Genomic DNA, 16,105 nt, shown 5'->3' with positions numbered 1-16,105 from the left:
TCGGCACAAGGTTTACTTTTATGGGAAATAAACATGAAAAGTAAACCGGGTGACCGATATGTTAGGACAACGTATACATCAGGCACGCCTTGCCGCTGACCTGACGCTTGAAGCGTTGGGCCAACAACTTGAGGTTTCCAAGGCGGCAATCCAGAAGTATGAAAATGGTAAGGCGACACCCGACTCTTCTAAATTGCTCAAGATCGCTCAAGCGTGTGGCGTGCGTACAGAATATTTTTTCCGTAAGTCAACGGTCACGTTGTCGAATGTAGAGTTTCGTAAACGCAGCACGTTTGGAAAGAAACGTTCTGACGCTGTGCAAATTCGCATTACCGAGCTGATTGAAAAGCGCGTCGAACTGCTTAATGCGTTCCCCGAATTACCCATTCCCCGTTTCGCAGTCCCAGCCTTTGTGCCGCCCAGGGTGGAAGATTTGGACGAGATTGAAAGCATCGCCGAGGGTGTTCGGCACGCTTGGAAACTTGGACTGAACCCAATTGCCGACCTGACCGCTGAGCTTGAGCCCCTGGGGTTGCTGGTAATGGCCATCGACGTTGATCACAAAGCGTTTTCAGGGATGACCGCCACCGCAACAACAGCAGAAGGGCAATATTACCCTGTGATTGTGGTGTCTTCCCGCTGGCCTGGGGATCGCCAGCGATTTACTCTCGCACACGAATTGGCCCACGTGCTCTTGGCAGGTCGCTTGGTGGATGACGCAAATGAAGAAAAGGCCTGCGACCGTTTTGCCGGTGCGTTTTTAGCCCCGAAAGACTCGGTGATCAAGGAGCTTGGCGCTCAGCGCAAGCGCCTGGAGCCACAGGAGCTTTACCATCTTAAGCATGAATACGGCCTTTCGATGACCGGTTGGGTGATGCGTGCGTTTCAATGCGGCGTTATCCACAACGAGGCGCGCGAGGCGGCGATGCGCATGTTTTCAGCTCGAGGATGGCGAACTAACGAGCCAGGTGAGCCGCTGCCAAATGAAGCACCTTCTTTGTTTGAGCAGCTGGTATATCGGGCATTGGCAGAAGACCTCATTTCCGAGGCGAAAGCGGCTGAGCTGCTAGGCATCCCAAGAATGCGGTTCTACCGAGAACGCTTTATGGAGTCTGCTGATGCTGTTACTCATCAGTGACGCCAACGTCATCATTGATCTGGAAGCCGGGGACATATTGGAAGCTCTCTTTCAGCTTCCTTACGACTTCGCTATGCCTGACGTGCTGTATGAAGAGGAAATCAAGGACGGCAGCCCAGACCTACTCAATATGGGATTAAAAACACTCGTTGTTGAGTCCCAGTACGTTGATTATGCACTCGCCTTGGGTGAAGCACATGGCGATGAACCAGGCTTTTACGACAGGCTAGCATTGTCTTTAGCCAAGCAAGAAGCCTGCCCGTTACTCACCGGAGATAGTAACCTCCGCGCCCTTGCTGGCCATGAGGGTGTCGATATAAGAGGCACACTATGGGTGCTCGCTGAGCTGATTGAGTTTGGGCTCTTAACTCATGAGAAGGGGTTAGCGTCCCTTGACTTAATGAAAGCTCGCAAACGCCGACTACCTTGGGACAATGCCAAACAGCAGATCGAGCGGGCGAGCTACGGGGTCAGGCAAAGAGGCGCGTGAAGACACTTTTCTCCATAGAAAGCGATACGTTCGGCACCCAAGGCCCGCTAACGCGCCTCAAGGCAACGGACTGCCTCCTCCAGCACCGGTGTTAACGGCGCGCGCCACTGGTGGGAGAGCATGGCATCGGCGCGGGTCACGCCTAGCGACAGCGAGACAACGGGCAGGCCCATTCCGTGTGCCTCGCGGCAGAAGCGGTAGCCGGAATAGACCATCAGTGACGTCCCAACGGCCAGCACCGCCTGGGCGTTCTGCAAGCCAGCCTGGGCGGCGAGCCGTCTTGCTGGGGGAACCACATCACCGTAATACACCACGTCCGGCTTGAGGATGCCGCCGCAGCGCGGGCAGTCGAACACTGTAAAGTCTGAAAAATCGGTTTCCAGGTCCGCGTCGCCGTCCGGTGCATGACCGGCATCCAGGGCGGCAAAACGCGGGTTGAGGTGGGCCATCTCACTGTGCATGGCGTGACGCATCATATGGTAGCCGCAGGTCATGCAACTGACGGTATCGGCCCGACCGTGCAGGTCGATGACCTTTTTGGACCCCGCCCGCTGATGCAGGCGGTCCACGTTCTGGGTGACCAACAGCTCCACATAGCCCATGGCTTCCAACGCGGCCAGCGCCTTGTGCGCACCGCTCACCTGGGCCCCGCTCAGCGCCTTGAAGCCGACCAGCGCCCGCGCCCAGTAGCGCTGGCGCACCGCATGAGAGGCCATGAAATCGCCGTGCTGAACCGGCGGTGAACGCTTCCACTGGCCATCGGCATCGCGATAGTCAGGAATCCCGCTGTCGGTGCTCACGCCCGCGCCGGTCAGAATCCAAAGTTTTGGGTAACGCACGATAAAGCCGGCCAGCTCTTCACCTGCCTGGGCCACGCTGTTGGTCATATCCACTGCCTGCGTCAAATGTTCACCCCTAGGCAATTCTGCTCTCGCTAGACGATACTGTATGACAACGGCAACGCCTACTCTGTGCCAGGCATTTTATCCGAGGAGCCACTTATGCAAGGATCTGATCAACGGACGATGCAGGATCATGATGTGATTATCGTCGGCGGCGGCATGGTCGGCGCCGCACTGGCAGCCCGGCTGGGCAATTCGGGCCAATCGGTCGGGCTGATCGAACAAGGCGATGCCCCCGCAGCGCCCGAGGGCGACTACGACCTGCGTATCTCATCGCTGAATGCGCGCTCGCTTAAGTTTATCAATGCCAGCGGTGCCCACCTGCCCGAGGAACGCTGCTGCCCCTTCCGGCACATCGACGTGGCCAACCAGGATGGCACCGGCCACTCGCTTTTCTCTGCGGCTGACAGCGGTATGGAAGACTTCGGCATCTTTGTCGAAAACCGCACGCTCCAGTACGCCCTCTGGCAACGGCTGGCCGACCTCCCCGGCGTGACCTGCTATACCCAGTGCGCGCCGATCAGCACCCTGACCACGGGCGATGCGCGCCTGCTCGAGCTGGATAACGGCAAGACGCTAACCGCCGCGCTGATCGTCGGGGCCGACGGTGCGCGTTCCACCCTGCGCGAATTAGCCAGCATTGGCGTCACCCATTACGACTACCACCAGCGGGCGATGATCATTAACGTGGAAACCGAGCTGCCTCAGCAAGACGTCAGTTGGCAGGTCTTCACGCCCACCGGCCCCATGGCTATGCTGCCGCTGCCCGGCCAGCGTGCATCACTTGTGTGGTACGACAGCGACGAGGCCACCAAAGCTCGGGAACAACTGGACGATGACGCGCTCAAGACAGCCATCGAAGACGCCTTCCCCGAGCGGCTGGGCAAGCTCACCCGTATCGTGGCGCGCGCCAGCTTCCCTATCAAACGCCAGCACGCCAAACGCTACATCGGCAAACGCCTGGCGCTGATCGGCGACGCCGCCCACGTGGTGCACCCGCTGGCAGGCCAGGGACTGAACATCGGCCTGCACGACGCCGACACCCTCGCTGAGATTATCATTCAAGGTCGCGACCCCGGCGACTACCTCAACCTACTGCGCTTCGAGTGCCAGCGCCGGGCGGCTAACCAGGCGATGATTGCCGCCACCGACAGCTTCCACCATCTGTTTACCGGCGCCAAGCCGCTGCGCCAACTGGGTGATCTCAGCCTGCATATCGCCGAGCGCATCCCCTTCGCCAAACGCATGATGATGCAGCAGGCCAACGGGCTGAATCCGTTTAAACGGCGCTGATTTAGAGCAGGTTTTTGGGTGTAACGAAGTAGCGTTCAGAGAATCGAGAGAGGGAAAATGGGCGAAGATCCAATTCGGTTGTCCCTCTATCTACAAGTTCAGCTACGACGTCGCCAACTCCCAAGCCGATACCAAAACCATGCCCGCTCATGCCAGTGGCAAGGATCAGTCCTTTCGCTTGAGGCACTTGATCAATGACCGGAATGGCATCGGGCATGACGTCAATCCGTCCGGCCCAGGTTTCTTCAAGGGCCAAGTTCTCCGGGAAGTCAAAGGCCTTTACCATGGCGTTTCGAGTCTGCTCGATAAGCGAGTGATTAGGAGTGGGATCCAACGTGCGAATTGCTTGATAGCTATCCCTTTGAGCCGTGCGATAGATTCGCGCATGCCGACGCTGTTCCATAAACCGGTTATTGAGGTTCAGTTTAAGGCTCGAGGAATTCATCAAGAAATTAGGAAGGAAACGGCCTAGATATCGAAAACTATCTATATTCAGATCATGGTCCATGATGGAACCGGAGGCAAAGCTAAGGCCGCCGTCTTGACGGGGACGAAGAGCCACGGCTGGAAGCCATGTGGGAGTTTCAATTCCGTGTGCAAATGCTTCTGTCCGACCTACGGTGACGCGCAGATCACTTTGGGGCAAGGAAAGGCCCAATTTGCGTAGGAACTGGCCTGACCAGGCACCACCGGCCATGACGACTTTGCTGCAACGGATTTCTCCCATTTCCGTGACAACGCCGGCGACCTTGCCACTTTCCAATAGAAGGTCTTCCACCATGCACTGTTCGACGACCTCCTGGCCGACTTTTTTTAGCGCCGTGGCAATTCCCTGTGTAGCCAAGCTGGGTTCAGCACGACCATCGGAAGGAGTGTATAACGCCGCAGAGTATGAACGGGCCATTGCTGGAGATAGCGCCTCAAGCTCAGCACCAGTGACCACTCGACTTTCCAGGCCAAAATCAGCAACATCACGGGCCCACCCCCGCATCGCGGCCAACTTCTTTTCATTGGGGGCGACAGCCAAGTTACCGCAGGTGACAAAACCGGTGGGTTCACCGAGTGCCTCGTCAATGCCACGCCAATTCTCCAGACTCTTCATTATCAGAGGCAGCTCTCGGAGGTCGCGACCCTGTTGGCGAACAAACCCCCAGTTTCGACTGGATTGCTCTCCAGCCACTCGCCCCTTCTCAATGACCGTAACTGAGAATCCACGTTTGTGTAGATACCATGCGGTGGCACAACCAATGATGCCACCGCCTATGACGACTGTATCGACATGTTTTCTTTCGAACACAACAGATCCTTATGGTGAAATGTATCTGGGATAACTTGAGCAGGCGCTACAAACCCGCTGTACCAGGCTCGTGATGCCGGCGTAGTTTCTTAAGGATGTGTACAAGCTCGTCGCGCTCACTATCCGTCAATACCGCAAAGAAATCCTGGTCATACTGACGCGCAATATCACTGGCCTCATCCAACAGCGCTTGCCCTTTGTCTGTCGGGTATAGGGCATAGGCCCGACGTTCTAGGGGAGCAGTTCGCCGAGTGATGAGTCCTTTAGACTCCAGGTTATCGACGAGCTTGACCATAGCTGAGCGATCTTTCCCAAGGGCTTTAGCGACATTGGTCTGGCTAACGCCTGGGTTGTTTGCTACCACGATCAAAGTAGATAACTTGCCGGTTCCTCCTGACAATGGAGTATCTACAAAAGAACGATCATAGGATCGGTTAAGCTCAATACTCAGTAGACGAAAGTGAAAGCTGATTAAGTCAGCCAAAAAACCAAAATCAGGCGAAGTGAGTTCTCCATCATCACTGGGTACGGAGGTGGCAGTCGTATTCTCTTTATCAGCGTGCTCTGGCATGTTGAGACCTAATATTCAAAATGTGGGGGCGGTTAGCCCTGCTTGGCGGATTAGTTTTCGATCACGATAACGATAGAGCGGCAATAATAGCCGGGGGACAATCCAACCACTTTGTGGGACTGTCTTCAGTGCTTGCAAGGGAACCTGAAGATCCTCAGGAGCGACGCCCTGAGCCCAGTCGGCGAGCACTGACCCCATAGCCGTAGCTGTTGGGACCCCCCTACCTGAGTAGCCGAGAGCAGCGACAATCCCGGGTGCCAGCTCGAACAACCTAGGAAAGGTATCGGGCTGCATATCCAGATCGCCAAACCAGTGATAAGACCAATCCATATCCCCAATTTGGGGGTGTAGCCATTTCATGCGTTCGGTGAGTAACCGTTTCGTATAATCGGCATCACGCCCTCGCCGCCGCTCAACAAAGACAGACGTCACTAACCGTCCGTCCTTGTTGTACTTGTACAGGCAGGGGTCTTTACGTGTATCCACCAGGTGGTGGTTTCCCGGCAGCACTTGTTGCCTGATGTCTTTGGACAGTGGCTCACTGGCGAAGCAAGCAACCGTCAGAGGCACAAAACTCTTTTTGAGATGTGGCCAGAAATCGTCAGTATAAGCACCAGTACCAACAATGACTTTTCCCGCGGAGACGGAACCATAGGTGGTTGAGACTCGCCAGCCTGAAGGCTGTTCTTCGATTCTGGTGACTCGGGAGCGAGTGTAGATACGCGCCCCTTCGCTAAGCGAGGCGCGGGCCAATTCGCGTGCATAGCCCAGCGGATTCAAGTGTCCTCCCTCGGGATGTAGCCAGCCGCCAAAATACTTATCGGAGCCCGTCAACTCGGCGACGTCATCCCGGCTCAATAGCGTCGTATCCTTACCCAGCGCAGCATAGCTTTTGCAGCGAGCCTGTATCGTGGCTTCCATGGCGGGGCTATGGGCTACCTGAAGATAACCGTTCTGTTGTCCCTCACAATCCATTTCATAGCGGTTGATCAGGCTGAAGACTTGGTTGGCGGCATCAGCCTGGAGTCTCAGGATACGCTCCCCCCAGGGATCACCGAACTTTCGTTTGACGTCATCGGGTTCCATCATGATGAACGTCGGTGTGCAGTGACCGGCGTTCCGGCCCGAGCCGCCATGACCGATCTCCTCGGCTTCCAGCACGGTGACGCTATATCCCGACTTGGCTAGATGCAGGGCAGTGGATAGGCCGGTGTAGCCCCCGCCAATCACGCAAACGTCGGCCTGGACGTCGCTTTCCAGGGGAGCCGTTGTCGGAGCAGAGGTCGCGGTGGCGTGCCACAGTGAGTTGCCTAGCGCAGTGTTCTTCATCGTTGTCAGCCCTTGTGATTGCTATCCCAGGAGGAGATGAGGAAGCCAGAGCGATACCTCGGGGACATAAGTGGTTAACAGCAGTGTGGGTAGCCATGCGAACAGCAACATGCATAGTGTTGGCCGCATGGTTTCCGTAATGGATACCTGGTTCAATTGTCCGGCAAGATACAGAAGTGGTGCTGTCGGGGGCGTGATATTCCCCATGCCTAAGTTGACGCCGAGGATGGCTGCAAACTGGATGGGGTCGATATCCAACTGGATGACCAGTGGCAATAGCAAAGGGGTGCAAAGCATCACCGAACTCAGGTCGTCCATCAGCATGCCGATGATGATCATGAACAGGTTTATCATCAGGATCAGTACCAACGGATTGCTGGAGATCTGGGTCAAAGTATCCATGATCAGGGTCGGCACCCCTTCCATCACATAAAGTCGGCTGAGCATCAGTACGGCAAATAACATCACCATGATGACGCCGGTCATGACGGCCGAATCCAGCACTGTCTCGATGAACCCTCGGATGGTGAGACCACGATACACCCAGAAACCGACAGGAATGGCATAGAGTGCAGCTAGCCCAGCAGCTTCCGTAGGAGTGACGAACCCTCCGTAGATGCCGCCTAGAATAAGAAACGGCATGAACAGTGCAGGCGTGGCACGTCTAGTACGACGACTGAATTCACGCACATACGCCCGGGGAGATTCATAGGCAGTGTGGCCAACCAGGCCCTTTTGGTTGCGCATCAGCCACACGTTTACGCAACACAGTAACGCAGTCAGAATCACTCCAGGCGTTAAACAGGCCAGGAATGCCGCAAGCACTGACTGACGGCCAATCCAGGCATACATGATCATCATCGAGCTAGGAGGAATCAGCATACCCAATACTGAGGAACTGGCCATGAGTGCCGCTGAGTGTCCACGTGGATAGCCAGCCTCATTCAAGCGAGGGAAAAGTATCGTACCGATAGCGGTGAGCGTGGCCGCCGCACTGCCAGTAATCGAACCGAAGACAGCGCACGCTACGACCATCACGGAACCGAGACCACCGCGTACGCGCCCGACAAGCAGTTCCACAAGATCTACTAGGTGGTTGCCGATGTTACCGCGATTAATCAAGCCGCCAGCCACAATAAACAGAGGGATTGCCAGGATCACAATGGAGTTCATTCGGCTGGCTGCGTAGGGCAGTAAGAAACTCGGGTCGTATCCGAAATGAAAGATGAGATAGGCCGTGGATGCCAGGAAGGCGAAGGGCACCGGAATACCGATGATGAGCGCCAGGATGAGAATCAGTATGGCTGCCAGAGTACTCATGTTTTATCGCCCCTCCTCGATGGTGCGTGACGAAGAGGGTGCTTGTTCTTTGAGGATGGCTGGCTCGATATGCCCGGTTTGCCAGTACTCAGCAATCTTTCCGATGAGTTCTACGGCAAAATAGACCGTCATGAAGATGAAGCCGATAAAGATAGATGTATGCAATACCACATTGGGAATGCTGAAAACCGGAGTTGCTCCTTGTTCTGCCATGCTCCAACTGAAAAGCTCCCACCCCCAATAAGTGAATAGGCAGGACAAGCCCAGCGAAATGGCCGTGCTCAGCAGTTGTACCAAGTCGCCAAGTAGGCGGCCACGTAGGTAGACGGAGATGATGTCCGCTGAAATGTTACGGCGATAGCGTGTTGCATAGGCCGCGCCGATAAAGTACATCCAGAAAGCAGCGATAACGATCAACTCATCTAGGCCATGTAGACTGCCGCTGAAGACATAGCGTTGAAAAGCAATTGCACTGACGCCAAATAGAACGAATAGGTTGGCCACCACCATAATAGTGGCCTGGATACGCAGGATGAGCGTATCAATCTTGTGAAGAACATCCATGCTAGTAGACCTATAGTCATTTGAAACATGTGCTGAGGGCATGGGAACCCCCAGCACCCGTGTGTCGAGATGACTAATATTGTTCGCGAAGGCGGTTAACCAACTCTTCACTCAGCCGTTCATATAATTTCGGCCAACTGGTTTCACGGACATACTCTGCCCAGCGCTCGCGGTCTTTGTCGCTAAATTCCACGACCTCTACACCGGACTCGTCCAAGCGCTGGAGATAGGCTTCCTCACTCTTACGTGCCGTTTCGAAGCTCTTATCCACTAGGTCAGAGGCAATACCCGAGATAATGTCCTGATGTTCTGTGGAGAGCTCATTCCAAGTCTTTTCACTCATCAGGAAGGCGTAACTTTCGAAGAAATGATTGACCGGAATGTAGTAATCGATCACATCTCGAAAGTTGGTGTAGTTGATTTCAGCTTGACCACCAATCCAACCCTCGGCCACGCCAGTTTGTAGAGCACTGTATAGCTCAGCATAAGGTACGGTGACGGTCTGGAAACCCAAGTCATCCATGGCTACCTTAAAAACATCCATAGGTGGCACACGCAACAAGACTTCCTTTTCGGAAGCCGGATCGTGAATATCGTTGGGAAGCTCGGTTAGCCCTATGCCCCCAAACCCATTCGCATAAAGTCCCCCGAGTTGTTTGACGTTTAGATTAGCGTGAAGAATCTCCATCTCCTTAGAGATGAAGCCATCACGGCCCATCATGCTCTCGGCTTGCTCCCAAGATGACACAGCGTAATTCAGCGACGGGAGTTCTAGGCGGGAGTCGAACTGACTGGGTACGGGAATCAGAGCGAACTCGATTGTGTTCCGACGCAGTTCTTCATAGATTTGAGTGTAATCACCTAATTGATTTGCTGGAAACACCCTGATGTTGATCTCCCCACCTGATTGCTCAGCGGCGCGGACAGCGAACTCGTTCATGGCCTCAGTGGCAGGATGGCCTTCGGGGACGATGCCTGCCATCTTCAGTTGAACATTAGCACTGGCCGTACTAACCAGTAATGTGCTGGTAACCACTAAAGTTCCCAGTTGCATGAATGCCTTGCGAATTTGTCTGCTTCTCATCTGCCTTTTCTCCATTTGTTGATTGTCTGAGCACTCGCAATCTGCATAAAGGGTTGCTCCATACCCTGCAGTTGAAGTTGATCGACATGTTGTTGAGCTGGCGATCAGTGCAATTTGTTGTTGCTATCAACAGTTGTATAGCACAACATTAATATGGCATCAACCTACCTAATTCCACCTGGGATTTACTGAGCATAGGGGGGCTTCGCTAAGAGGCTAGTGACGACAAAGACTTTCGATGCTTACGGCGGGGTGAAAATTTGCTGTCTAGTTGATGGTGCAGCAGGCCAACGGGCTGAATCCGTTCAAGAAACATTAGAGTTCATCGATTGAGGTTGAGATGATGACAACGGCAGTCGGTTTATTTCACCGCTAAGTGCGCTAGCCAACAGACCAAACGACGCCCGCCACTTACTCTGGCGATAAGGCGATGGACTGCCTCGAATGTAAGCTAGATCGTGCGCCTCAGGGATGATGGCGCGACAGGGATTTCGGATTCACAAAAGGAGTATTTACTGATGAACAGTATCGTCTACATCGTTGGTGCCGTCGTTATCGTCATAGCGATTCTTTCCTTTCTGGGTTTGCGCTAGCACTTCGCGAAGAATTGTTTTTTTATAGAGATTTACACAGAGCCTGCGATGGTTAACCATTCGCAGGCTTTTGCGTATTGCCCTGAGTCACCGCAGGCAAGGGATTCTGAGGCTGCTCTGTGTGACCAAGTCGATATGCATGCCAATCAACGGTTAGCGTTTTCTTCAGCCACCTGACGCAGTGCATCAACAAGCACGTCAGCGGGCTGGGCACCCGAAATCAGGTAGCGCCCTTCGAGAATGAATCCTGGGACGGCGCTCACGCCTGCTTCCATGAATCGCTGTTCTGCCGCACGAACGTCGTCCGCGTACTGATCAGACCGAGCGATTGCCTCGGCAGCATCCCCGTCAAGCCCAACCTCGATGGCCTTCTCTCGCAGAACGGTGGGATCTGAAGGGTTTTTCGCCTCACCGAAGTAGGCATCAAATAATGCCAATTGCAGGGGCGTCTCTAGATTCTGCGTTGCAGCCCACGTCAGCACTCGGTGAGCAGCGAAGGTATTGTTCGCTCGACGCTCCTGGGCGCCACGAAAATTCAGCCCAAGTTCTTCGGCCACCGCCATAATCTCGTGCTGGGCCTGCTCCATGCTGGCAGCATCCTTGCCATACTTGCGGCATAAGTGCTCCAGGATCGGCTCGCCCTCGGGCGGCATGTCCGGGTTGAGCTCGAAAGGCTGCCAGTGGAGTTCAACGTCGATCTCGCCATCAAGGGTGTCTAGCGCTTGCTCCAAGCGCCGGTAGCCGATCGCACACCACGGGCATGCCACATCGGACACTAGGTCAATTCTCAGCTTTTGCATAAGGGCTCTCCTTCCTGGGTTCGGTCATCAGGGCTCAAACAACGCCAAGCCCTGGCTTGTACCACGAAACGCATAAACGCAACCAGCCTAGTACGTCTCGCATTTTTTGCTTGCTGATACAGAGAAAGCAGTTGGACTGAAGATCAGCTTGGATATCACGACTGATCAACGCGCAGAAAGCGACTCGCCCTCTACCTCAGAAAAGTGACCCGATTTATCCAGGGTGTATTCGCCAAAATCCCGCGCTAAATAAAGCGAGCCGGAATAGACACTCAGGGCTTCTTTGCGAATGTCCTCAATGGAAAGCAACGCATGGGGGTTGGGCTGGTAACGGGGGCTGAAGTGCGTCAGCACCAGGTTGGGGAGCTGTATCGACTCGGCAAACGTGGCGACCTGCTTGGCATAGCTATGCCCAAAGTCACCGGCCTTTTCGGCCATAGCTTCGGTGTAGGTAGCTTCATGCACCAGTACCCGCGCCCCTGCGCACGCCTCCGACAACAAGTCGGGCTGGTCATTATCTCCGGCGATCAGCACTTTCCTTGGCTTGTGTTTCGAGATCAGGAAGTCACGGCTTTTTAACCGCTCGCCCGCAAATTCAATATCCATCCCTTGCTTCAACTGCCCCCACAACGGCCCTCTGGGAATCCCCTTTTGTGTCAGCTTATCCACGTCCAGGGCAGCGTCCACCTTTCTCTCCGTCAACCCATAAGCATAAGACGGCGCCCGGTGTGAAAGCCTATAAGTGGCAACCGCGATGTTCTCAAACTCAACGCTTGGCAGATCATCAGAATCGACAAATTCCAAGGCGAAGGGTAACGATAGCTGAGTGGCCTCAAAGGTGGCGTCCAGCCATGTCTTGATGCCCGCGGGCGCCACAATGGTCAGCGGCTCCGTCCGGCCGTTCATGGCCGCACTCGCCAGTAGGCCCGGCAGCCCATAGCAGTGGTCGCCGTGTACATGGGTAATCAATATGGCTTTCAATGCATTCAGTGACAGCTTGGTGTTCAAGACCTGATGCTGGGTGCCCTCACCACAATCGATCAGGTACCAGCCCTTCCCCTTGCTCTCGCGCACCGCGACCCCGGCGACGTTTCTGCTTTTGGTGGGGACACCGGCGGAGGTGCCGAGGAAGAGTAAGTTCATAGCTTGTTGGTGGTCTCTCTAGAGTTCAGGAGTAGCTTTCGTTAAGCGGCATCAAAATCCAAAGGGTGAAGATCGTCCAAATTAAGTGTGCCGCGAGCCATCCATAGATCATACATATCCTGCATTGCCAGCCAGCTTTCCGGAGTGCGCCCGAGAACCTTCGACAGACGTAAAGACATTTCCGGGCTGATACCGCTATTCCCTTTGAGCAACCGTGACAGCGTAGAGGGCGAGACGCCTAAACTGGAAGCCAACTGACGAGAACTGATACCAAAAGGTTCCAGGTATACCTCCCGAATGAATTCACCAGGATGCGGCGGGTTATGCATCGTCATTAGTGATAATCCTCATAATCAAGAATGTAAGCGTTGCCGTCTCGAAATTCGAACGTCATGCGCCAATTTCCGTTAACCCGAATCGATCACCGTCCTTTGTCTTTACCTTTCAAGGGATGAAGCCGAAAACCGGGAATGTCCATGTCTTCCACCGACGAGGCGGTATCCAGAGCAGCTAGCTGCATACGCAGCTTATCGGAATGGTCAGACTGTATGACCGCCGTGCTACCGGTGGAGTAGAACCGCTTCAGCCCTTTGTGGCGGAATGATTTGATCATGAGGATATTATAGTGCGTTGCGCATCACGCACCAATAAAATTGATTATTTTATAACCATGGTGAGGGGTAGGGTCATTGATCCCGAGCCTTACTAATGAAATTCTCTAGCAGAGCGTTTGCACGCTCAACATCTCGTTCGTAAATGAATAGATGATCAAACACGGCACCGCACTGGGGGCCTGCCTTGATCCCTTCATTATTTAGCAATTCTAAAACAGGACGAAGGAATCCGATGACGTCGAATGGAAGGTCTCCATCCGTTGAAACGACACGGAATGGACCGAAGTAACCCCTGACAGGGACTTCGGATTTTAAACGTTCAAATGCTATTTCCTCGACTATCGCCGACACACCAGCTTGGTCGCGAATCAAACAGCTATAGCGGCCATCACATTCGACAAACACGCTAGCAGCATCAGAGGCGGATACATCTCCTAGCGCTAACATCCAGTACCGTTCGGGCCAGATTTTCAACTTCATATTCGCCCATACTGCAATCGGATCAATAGACATCCAATCCTCCTATTAGACTGCCACCCCATGCCTGCAGCATGCGCGCCAATGAAATGGAGCCAAGGGTGAAATGTAAAGGGCGTCGCCGGAAACACTGCTTGATCAGTTCAAAATCGAAGCTAACAAGCGGGTGCCCTACCAATCGCTGATCAAGGCTTGGCTTGCGGATGATGTGAACGACAGCCGTCGCAACTGAGGTGCTAATGCTGCCAGCATGCGCGGCTACGGAATGGAGGCGAAGCCGCAATTTAAAGGGCGTCCGGCGGCCGCAGGCCGTGAATTGATGCGCCTTGTTAGGAGCTTTTGTTGTTGAGCCGTTTTCGGATCGCATTGGCATTGCGCTTTACACCGATTTTTGGGTTTAGTTTTATAGCGGAATCAAATGCTGCAAGCGCATCCTCGTCCCTGCCGAGCCGCTCATTCGCTAAACCATTTACTTTCAAAGCTATAGCCTTCCAGTAATCGTTGCGCTCAGTTCCTGCTTGGATTGCTTTTGAGCTAGCCTTGAGAGCCTCTTCCACTTGCTCCAGGCTTGATTGATCTGATTTGACGATTTCCTGGGAGGCAATCAAAGAAATCTCGTATCTATTGCTACGCAAGCGAGCTAGATCAAACTTATGTGGGTCCAACAGAACCCCATCTGAGCCGTAGAAGAAAGTTCCAACCCCTTTCAGTACTACGCCAAATCTAAAGTCTTCCTCATCAAACTCATATGCCTCGGCCCACCCCGTAGAGGGGTTTATGGAGAAGACATCATCTCGTTCCTTTATGCGGAAGCCAACCAACAGATTACCGTCATTCCCAGAACGGGCATTTGCGGTTTGGCAAATAGCCAATAAACCATTATCTGAAATTGCGCTATTCAGGATATTTGCTGAAAACTTCTTCTTAACAAGTTCTTCACCAGAACATGAGAACACGTAAAAGGTGCCAGACAATTCACTACCAAAATGCCAATCTTCGACTGAAAAGCTGCCATTGTTTGCTACGTCTGCGGAGTTTGGCCGTTCCAATTCACCTTGGAGGATCAACTTTTTTTCGACCGTGTTGTAGAGGATATATCTTCCGTGACCGCTTTCTCGATGCCCCCCGATGCCCCCTTCTGGGTCGCTGTCACTCCAGCCAACGATCCATTCGCCCGAAGGAGATTTTTTGAACTGTCCGAAGAAACCGATGGATTGAATTCTGATGAAGTTATCCAAGAACGTCAGTTCTGCTCCGGCCTCACTACCTTGAGGATGGCTTTTTTCTTTCTCCTTTTTCTTTGAGCCGAAAATCAGATCAAGCAATCCCATCATAAACTCCTAACGCCAGCCATAAGTGCCGCCCTGATAAGGGCGTCCAGTGGAGGGCCAAAAGCCCGAAATAGACTTAATGGCCTTGTTATGGGTCAACCATCTTCGCCTCGGAAAATCCGCAACCCGAACACTCGTACTGGCGCTCTTTGGAGCCTAGTTCACCGAACGTGGGGTGTGGTCTGGTCGAGATCAGCTCAAAGGTTCTGTTGTTGCATTTCGGACAGACTTCACCTGTTGCTGACGTGAGTGCCTGGATCTTCTCCTTCATCTCGGCATTCTCAGAAACCAGAGTAGCGATCTTCATCTTTGCATCGGCCAATTCAAGGCTCAGATCCGCTACAAGGTTCTTAAATTCAGCGTCCTCAATGTTCTTACTAATTTCGCGCAGACGAGATGCGAGACTAATCGCTGTAGAAACAGAAGAAATCAAATCCGACAAGATACTCTCCTTAAATCGGTGAACCCATAACACCGAGGTAACCGGCGCCGGAGCGCCAGCGGAGGGAACCAAAAGCGCCCCGCTTTTGGCGTCCGGTTGACCGCCTGGTTATGTATCCTCGGTTGGATTGCTATTGGCCTGGTCGGGGAGCTCATCAATGGGCGGCTCAACCTCACGCTCAATGTATATTTCAGGATCGAGGGGGAGAGAATTACCGCCCGTATCCACGACTTGAACACTGATTATCTCCCCACGCTCATCCCGCTGGACGTACAACCCCTTGTAGCTACTTTCCATGCTGCCCCCTTTTTTTAAAGCATACACTGTTGGCGCACTTGGTTTGCGCCACAAACGTTCTGCACAAATACTTCAATCTCGCAATCCTGCGATAGATTTTTGGGCTCTTCGTCACTTCATGTGGATTTGGCCTGATCGAATAGCCGGCCCACCGGGCTGCCAATCAAGTGGATCATAGCGATGAAATTAGCCTCGTTTCGATAGCCACGTGCACGTGACCGAGCCGCTTGAAAAAGACCGTTCATCCCTTCCAGTCTCGCGTTCGTCAGTCCCGAGTGCCAGCGCCTGACCACCGCGTCGGCGTGCCGCTCAAGGGTCGCCAAGGCCTTTCCCATCGGCTTCAGTAGTGGCTTTTCAGACACCGCCGCCTGCATGACCTTGAGGTAATTAGTGATGCGCCATCGAGCCGCTCTGGGCGTC

At 53.8% G+C, this 16,105-nt stretch carries 18 protein-coding genes and 1 pseudogene; 3 read left to right on the top strand and 16 right to left on the bottom strand.

What is annotated here, in order from left to right:
* Positions 1 to 58: 58 nt before the first annotated feature.
* Together BMX75_RS15985 and BMX75_RS15980 are read left to right on the top strand one after the other, a co-directional pair.
* Positions 59 to 1,138, top strand: coding sequence for a helix-turn-helix domain-containing protein (locus BMX75_RS15985; protein ID WP_092829612.1), 1,080 nt, complete (start codon positions 59 to 61; stop codon positions 1,136 to 1,138).
* Entirely contained in the window at positions 1,119 to 1,628 is a 510-nt protein-coding gene (locus BMX75_RS15980) for a PIN domain-containing protein (RefSeq protein WP_092829610.1), read from the top strand. Before BMX75_RS15985 ends, BMX75_RS15980 begins: the two co-directional genes overlap by 20 nt.
* A 47-nt stretch (positions 1,629 to 1,675) precedes the next feature.
* On the opposite strand, the gene BMX75_RS15975 is transcribed toward BMX75_RS15980, so the two are convergent.
* Positions 1,676 to 2,515, bottom strand: a complete 840-nt coding sequence (locus tag BMX75_RS15975; RefSeq protein WP_092829608.1) for an NAD-dependent protein deacetylase — start codon at positions 2,513 to 2,515, stop codon at positions 1,676 to 1,678.
* A gap of 114 nt (positions 2,516 to 2,629) precedes the next feature.
* Between BMX75_RS15975 and BMX75_RS15970 the strand changes: the two genes are divergently transcribed.
* Positions 2,630 to 3,823, top strand: a complete 1,194-nt coding sequence (locus BMX75_RS15970; protein ID WP_245748605.1) for a UbiH/UbiF/VisC/COQ6 family ubiquinone biosynthesis hydroxylase — start codon at positions 2,630 to 2,632, stop codon at positions 3,821 to 3,823.
* A gap of 1 nt (position 3,824) precedes the next feature.
* Here the strand turns inward: BMX75_RS15970 and BMX75_RS15965 are convergent, their stop codons facing one another.
* The 15 genes and pseudogenes from BMX75_RS15965 to BMX75_RS15890 form a co-directional block, all read right to left on the bottom strand.
* Complete coding sequence (locus BMX75_RS15965; RefSeq protein ID WP_092829606.1) at positions 3,825 to 5,120, bottom strand: NAD(P)/FAD-dependent oxidoreductase; 1,296 nt, start codon at positions 5,118 to 5,120, stop codon at positions 3,825 to 3,827.
* Between the two features lie 46 nt (positions 5,121 to 5,166).
* On the bottom strand, positions 5,167 to 5,691 hold the full coding sequence (locus BMX75_RS15960; protein WP_092829604.1) for a MarR family winged helix-turn-helix transcriptional regulator: 525 nt from the start codon (positions 5,689 to 5,691) through the stop codon (positions 5,167 to 5,169).
* A gap of 15 nt (positions 5,692 to 5,706) precedes the next feature.
* Positions 5,707 to 7,020: an NAD(P)/FAD-dependent oxidoreductase gene (locus BMX75_RS15955; protein ID WP_092829602.1), complete on the bottom strand. Its 1,314-nt coding sequence runs from the start codon at positions 7,018 to 7,020 to the stop codon at positions 5,707 to 5,709.
* Between the two features lie 21 nt (positions 7,021 to 7,041).
* On the bottom strand, positions 7,042 to 8,340 hold the full coding sequence (locus BMX75_RS15950) for a TRAP transporter large permease (protein ID WP_092829600.1): 1,299 nt from the start codon (positions 8,338 to 8,340) through the stop codon (positions 7,042 to 7,044).
* A gap of 3 nt (positions 8,341 to 8,343) precedes the next feature.
* Positions 8,344 to 8,904 (bottom strand): TRAP transporter small permease, encoded by a 561-nt coding sequence (locus BMX75_RS15945; RefSeq protein ID WP_175474759.1) that lies wholly within the window; start codon positions 8,902 to 8,904, stop codon positions 8,344 to 8,346.
* 73 nt (positions 8,905 to 8,977) lie between these two features.
* Positions 8,978 to 9,988: a TRAP transporter substrate-binding protein DctP gene (gene dctP / locus BMX75_RS15940; protein ID WP_175474758.1), complete on the bottom strand. Its 1,011-nt coding sequence runs from the start codon at positions 9,986 to 9,988 to the stop codon at positions 8,978 to 8,980.
* Between the two features lie 739 nt (positions 9,989 to 10,727).
* A complete protein-coding gene (locus BMX75_RS15935; protein ID WP_092829594.1) occupies positions 10,728 to 11,381 on the bottom strand; it encodes a DsbA family oxidoreductase in 654 nt (217 codons plus the stop codon).
* A 165-nt stretch (positions 11,382 to 11,546) separates the two neighbouring features.
* Positions 11,547 to 12,524, bottom strand: coding sequence for a ribonuclease Z (locus BMX75_RS15930; protein WP_092829592.1), 978 nt, complete (start codon positions 12,522 to 12,524; stop codon positions 11,547 to 11,549).
* Positions 12,525 to 12,565: 41 nt separating this feature from the next.
* Entirely contained in the window at positions 12,566 to 12,859 is a 294-nt protein-coding gene (locus tag BMX75_RS15925) for a HigA family addiction module antitoxin (protein ID WP_092829590.1), read from the bottom strand.
* A pseudogene (locus BMX75_RS15920) lies at positions 12,859 to 13,137 on the bottom strand (type II toxin-antitoxin system RelE/ParE family toxin). Before BMX75_RS15920 ends, BMX75_RS15925 begins: the two are co-directional and overlap by 1 nt.
* A gap of 73 nt (positions 13,138 to 13,210) precedes the next feature.
* A complete protein-coding gene (locus tag BMX75_RS15915; protein WP_092829588.1) occupies positions 13,211 to 13,651 on the bottom strand; it encodes a hypothetical protein in 441 nt (146 codons plus the stop codon).
* Between the two features lie 293 nt (positions 13,652 to 13,944).
* A complete protein-coding gene (locus BMX75_RS15905) occupies positions 13,945 to 14,946 on the bottom strand; it encodes a hypothetical protein (protein WP_092829586.1) in 1,002 nt (333 codons plus the stop codon).
* An 88-nt stretch (positions 14,947 to 15,034) separates the two neighbouring features.
* On the bottom strand, positions 15,035 to 15,388 hold the full coding sequence (locus BMX75_RS15900; RefSeq protein ID WP_092829584.1) for a hypothetical protein: 354 nt from the start codon (positions 15,386 to 15,388) through the stop codon (positions 15,035 to 15,037).
* A gap of 108 nt (positions 15,389 to 15,496) precedes the next feature.
* The gene (locus BMX75_RS15895; protein WP_092829582.1) at positions 15,497 to 15,685 is read right to left on the bottom strand and encodes a hypothetical protein; all 189 of its coding nucleotides are present in this window, start codon (positions 15,683 to 15,685) and stop codon (positions 15,497 to 15,499) included.
* Between the two features lie 116 nt (positions 15,686 to 15,801).
* On the bottom strand, positions 15,802 to 16,105 hold a 304-nt coding region (locus tag BMX75_RS15890), incomplete at its 5' end, for a transposase (RefSeq protein ID WP_139197174.1).

Source organism: Vreelandella subterranea, from assembly GCF_900111305.1.
GTDB lineage: Bacteria > Pseudomonadota > Gammaproteobacteria > Pseudomonadales > Halomonadaceae > Vreelandella > Vreelandella subterranea.
This window is presented reverse-complemented; position numbering and strand designations above follow the sequence as displayed.

Bases quoted from the DNA above. Each gene is read 5' to 3' on its own strand.
- BMX75_RS15905 (WP_092829586.1), bottom strand. From the start codon at position 14,946: ATGGGATTGCTTGATCTGATTTTCGGCTCAAAGAAAAAGGAGAAAGAA.
- BMX75_RS15960 (WP_092829604.1), bottom strand. From the start codon at position 5,691: ATGCCAGAGCACGCTGATAAAGAGAATACGACTGCCACCTCCGTACCC.
- BMX75_RS15935 (WP_092829594.1), bottom strand. From the start codon at position 11,381: ATGCAAAAGCTGAGAATTGACCTAGTGTCCGATGTGGCATGCCCGTGG.
- BMX75_RS15930 (WP_092829592.1), bottom strand. From the start codon at position 12,524: ATGAACTTACTCTTCCTCGGCACCTCCGCCGGTGTCCCCACCAAAAGC.
- BMX75_RS15925 (WP_092829590.1), bottom strand. From the start codon at position 12,859: ATGACGATGCATAACCCGCCGCATCCTGGTGAATTCATTCGGGAGGTA.
- BMX75_RS15950 (WP_092829600.1), bottom strand. From the start codon at position 8,340: ATGAGTACTCTGGCAGCCATACTGATTCTCATCCTGGCGCTCATCATC.
- BMX75_RS15955 (WP_092829602.1), bottom strand. From the start codon at position 7,020: ATGAAGAACACTGCGCTAGGCAACTCACTGTGGCACGCCACCGCGACC.
- BMX75_RS15970 (WP_245748605.1), top strand. From the start codon at position 2,630: ATGCAAGGATCTGATCAACGGACGATGCAGGATCATGATGTGATTATC.
- dctP (WP_175474758.1), bottom strand. From the start codon at position 9,988: ATGAGAAGCAGACAAATTCGCAAGGCATTCATGCAACTGGGAACTTTA.
- BMX75_RS15915 (WP_092829588.1), bottom strand. From the start codon at position 13,651: ATGTCTATTGATCCGATTGCAGTATGGGCGAATATGAAGTTGAAAATC.
- BMX75_RS15945 (WP_175474759.1), bottom strand. From the start codon at position 8,904: ATGGATGTTCTTCACAAGATTGATACGCTCATCCTGCGTATCCAGGCC.
- BMX75_RS15895 (WP_092829582.1), bottom strand. From the start codon at position 15,685: ATGGAAAGTAGCTACAAGGGGTTGTACGTCCAGCGGGATGAGCGTGGG.
- BMX75_RS15975 (WP_092829608.1), bottom strand. From the start codon at position 2,515: ATGACCAACAGCGTGGCCCAGGCAGGTGAAGAGCTGGCCGGCTTTATC.
- BMX75_RS15985 (WP_092829612.1), top strand. From the start codon at position 59: ATGTTAGGACAACGTATACATCAGGCACGCCTTGCCGCTGACCTGACG.
- BMX75_RS15980 (WP_092829610.1), top strand. From the start codon at position 1,119: ATGCTGTTACTCATCAGTGACGCCAACGTCATCATTGATCTGGAAGCC.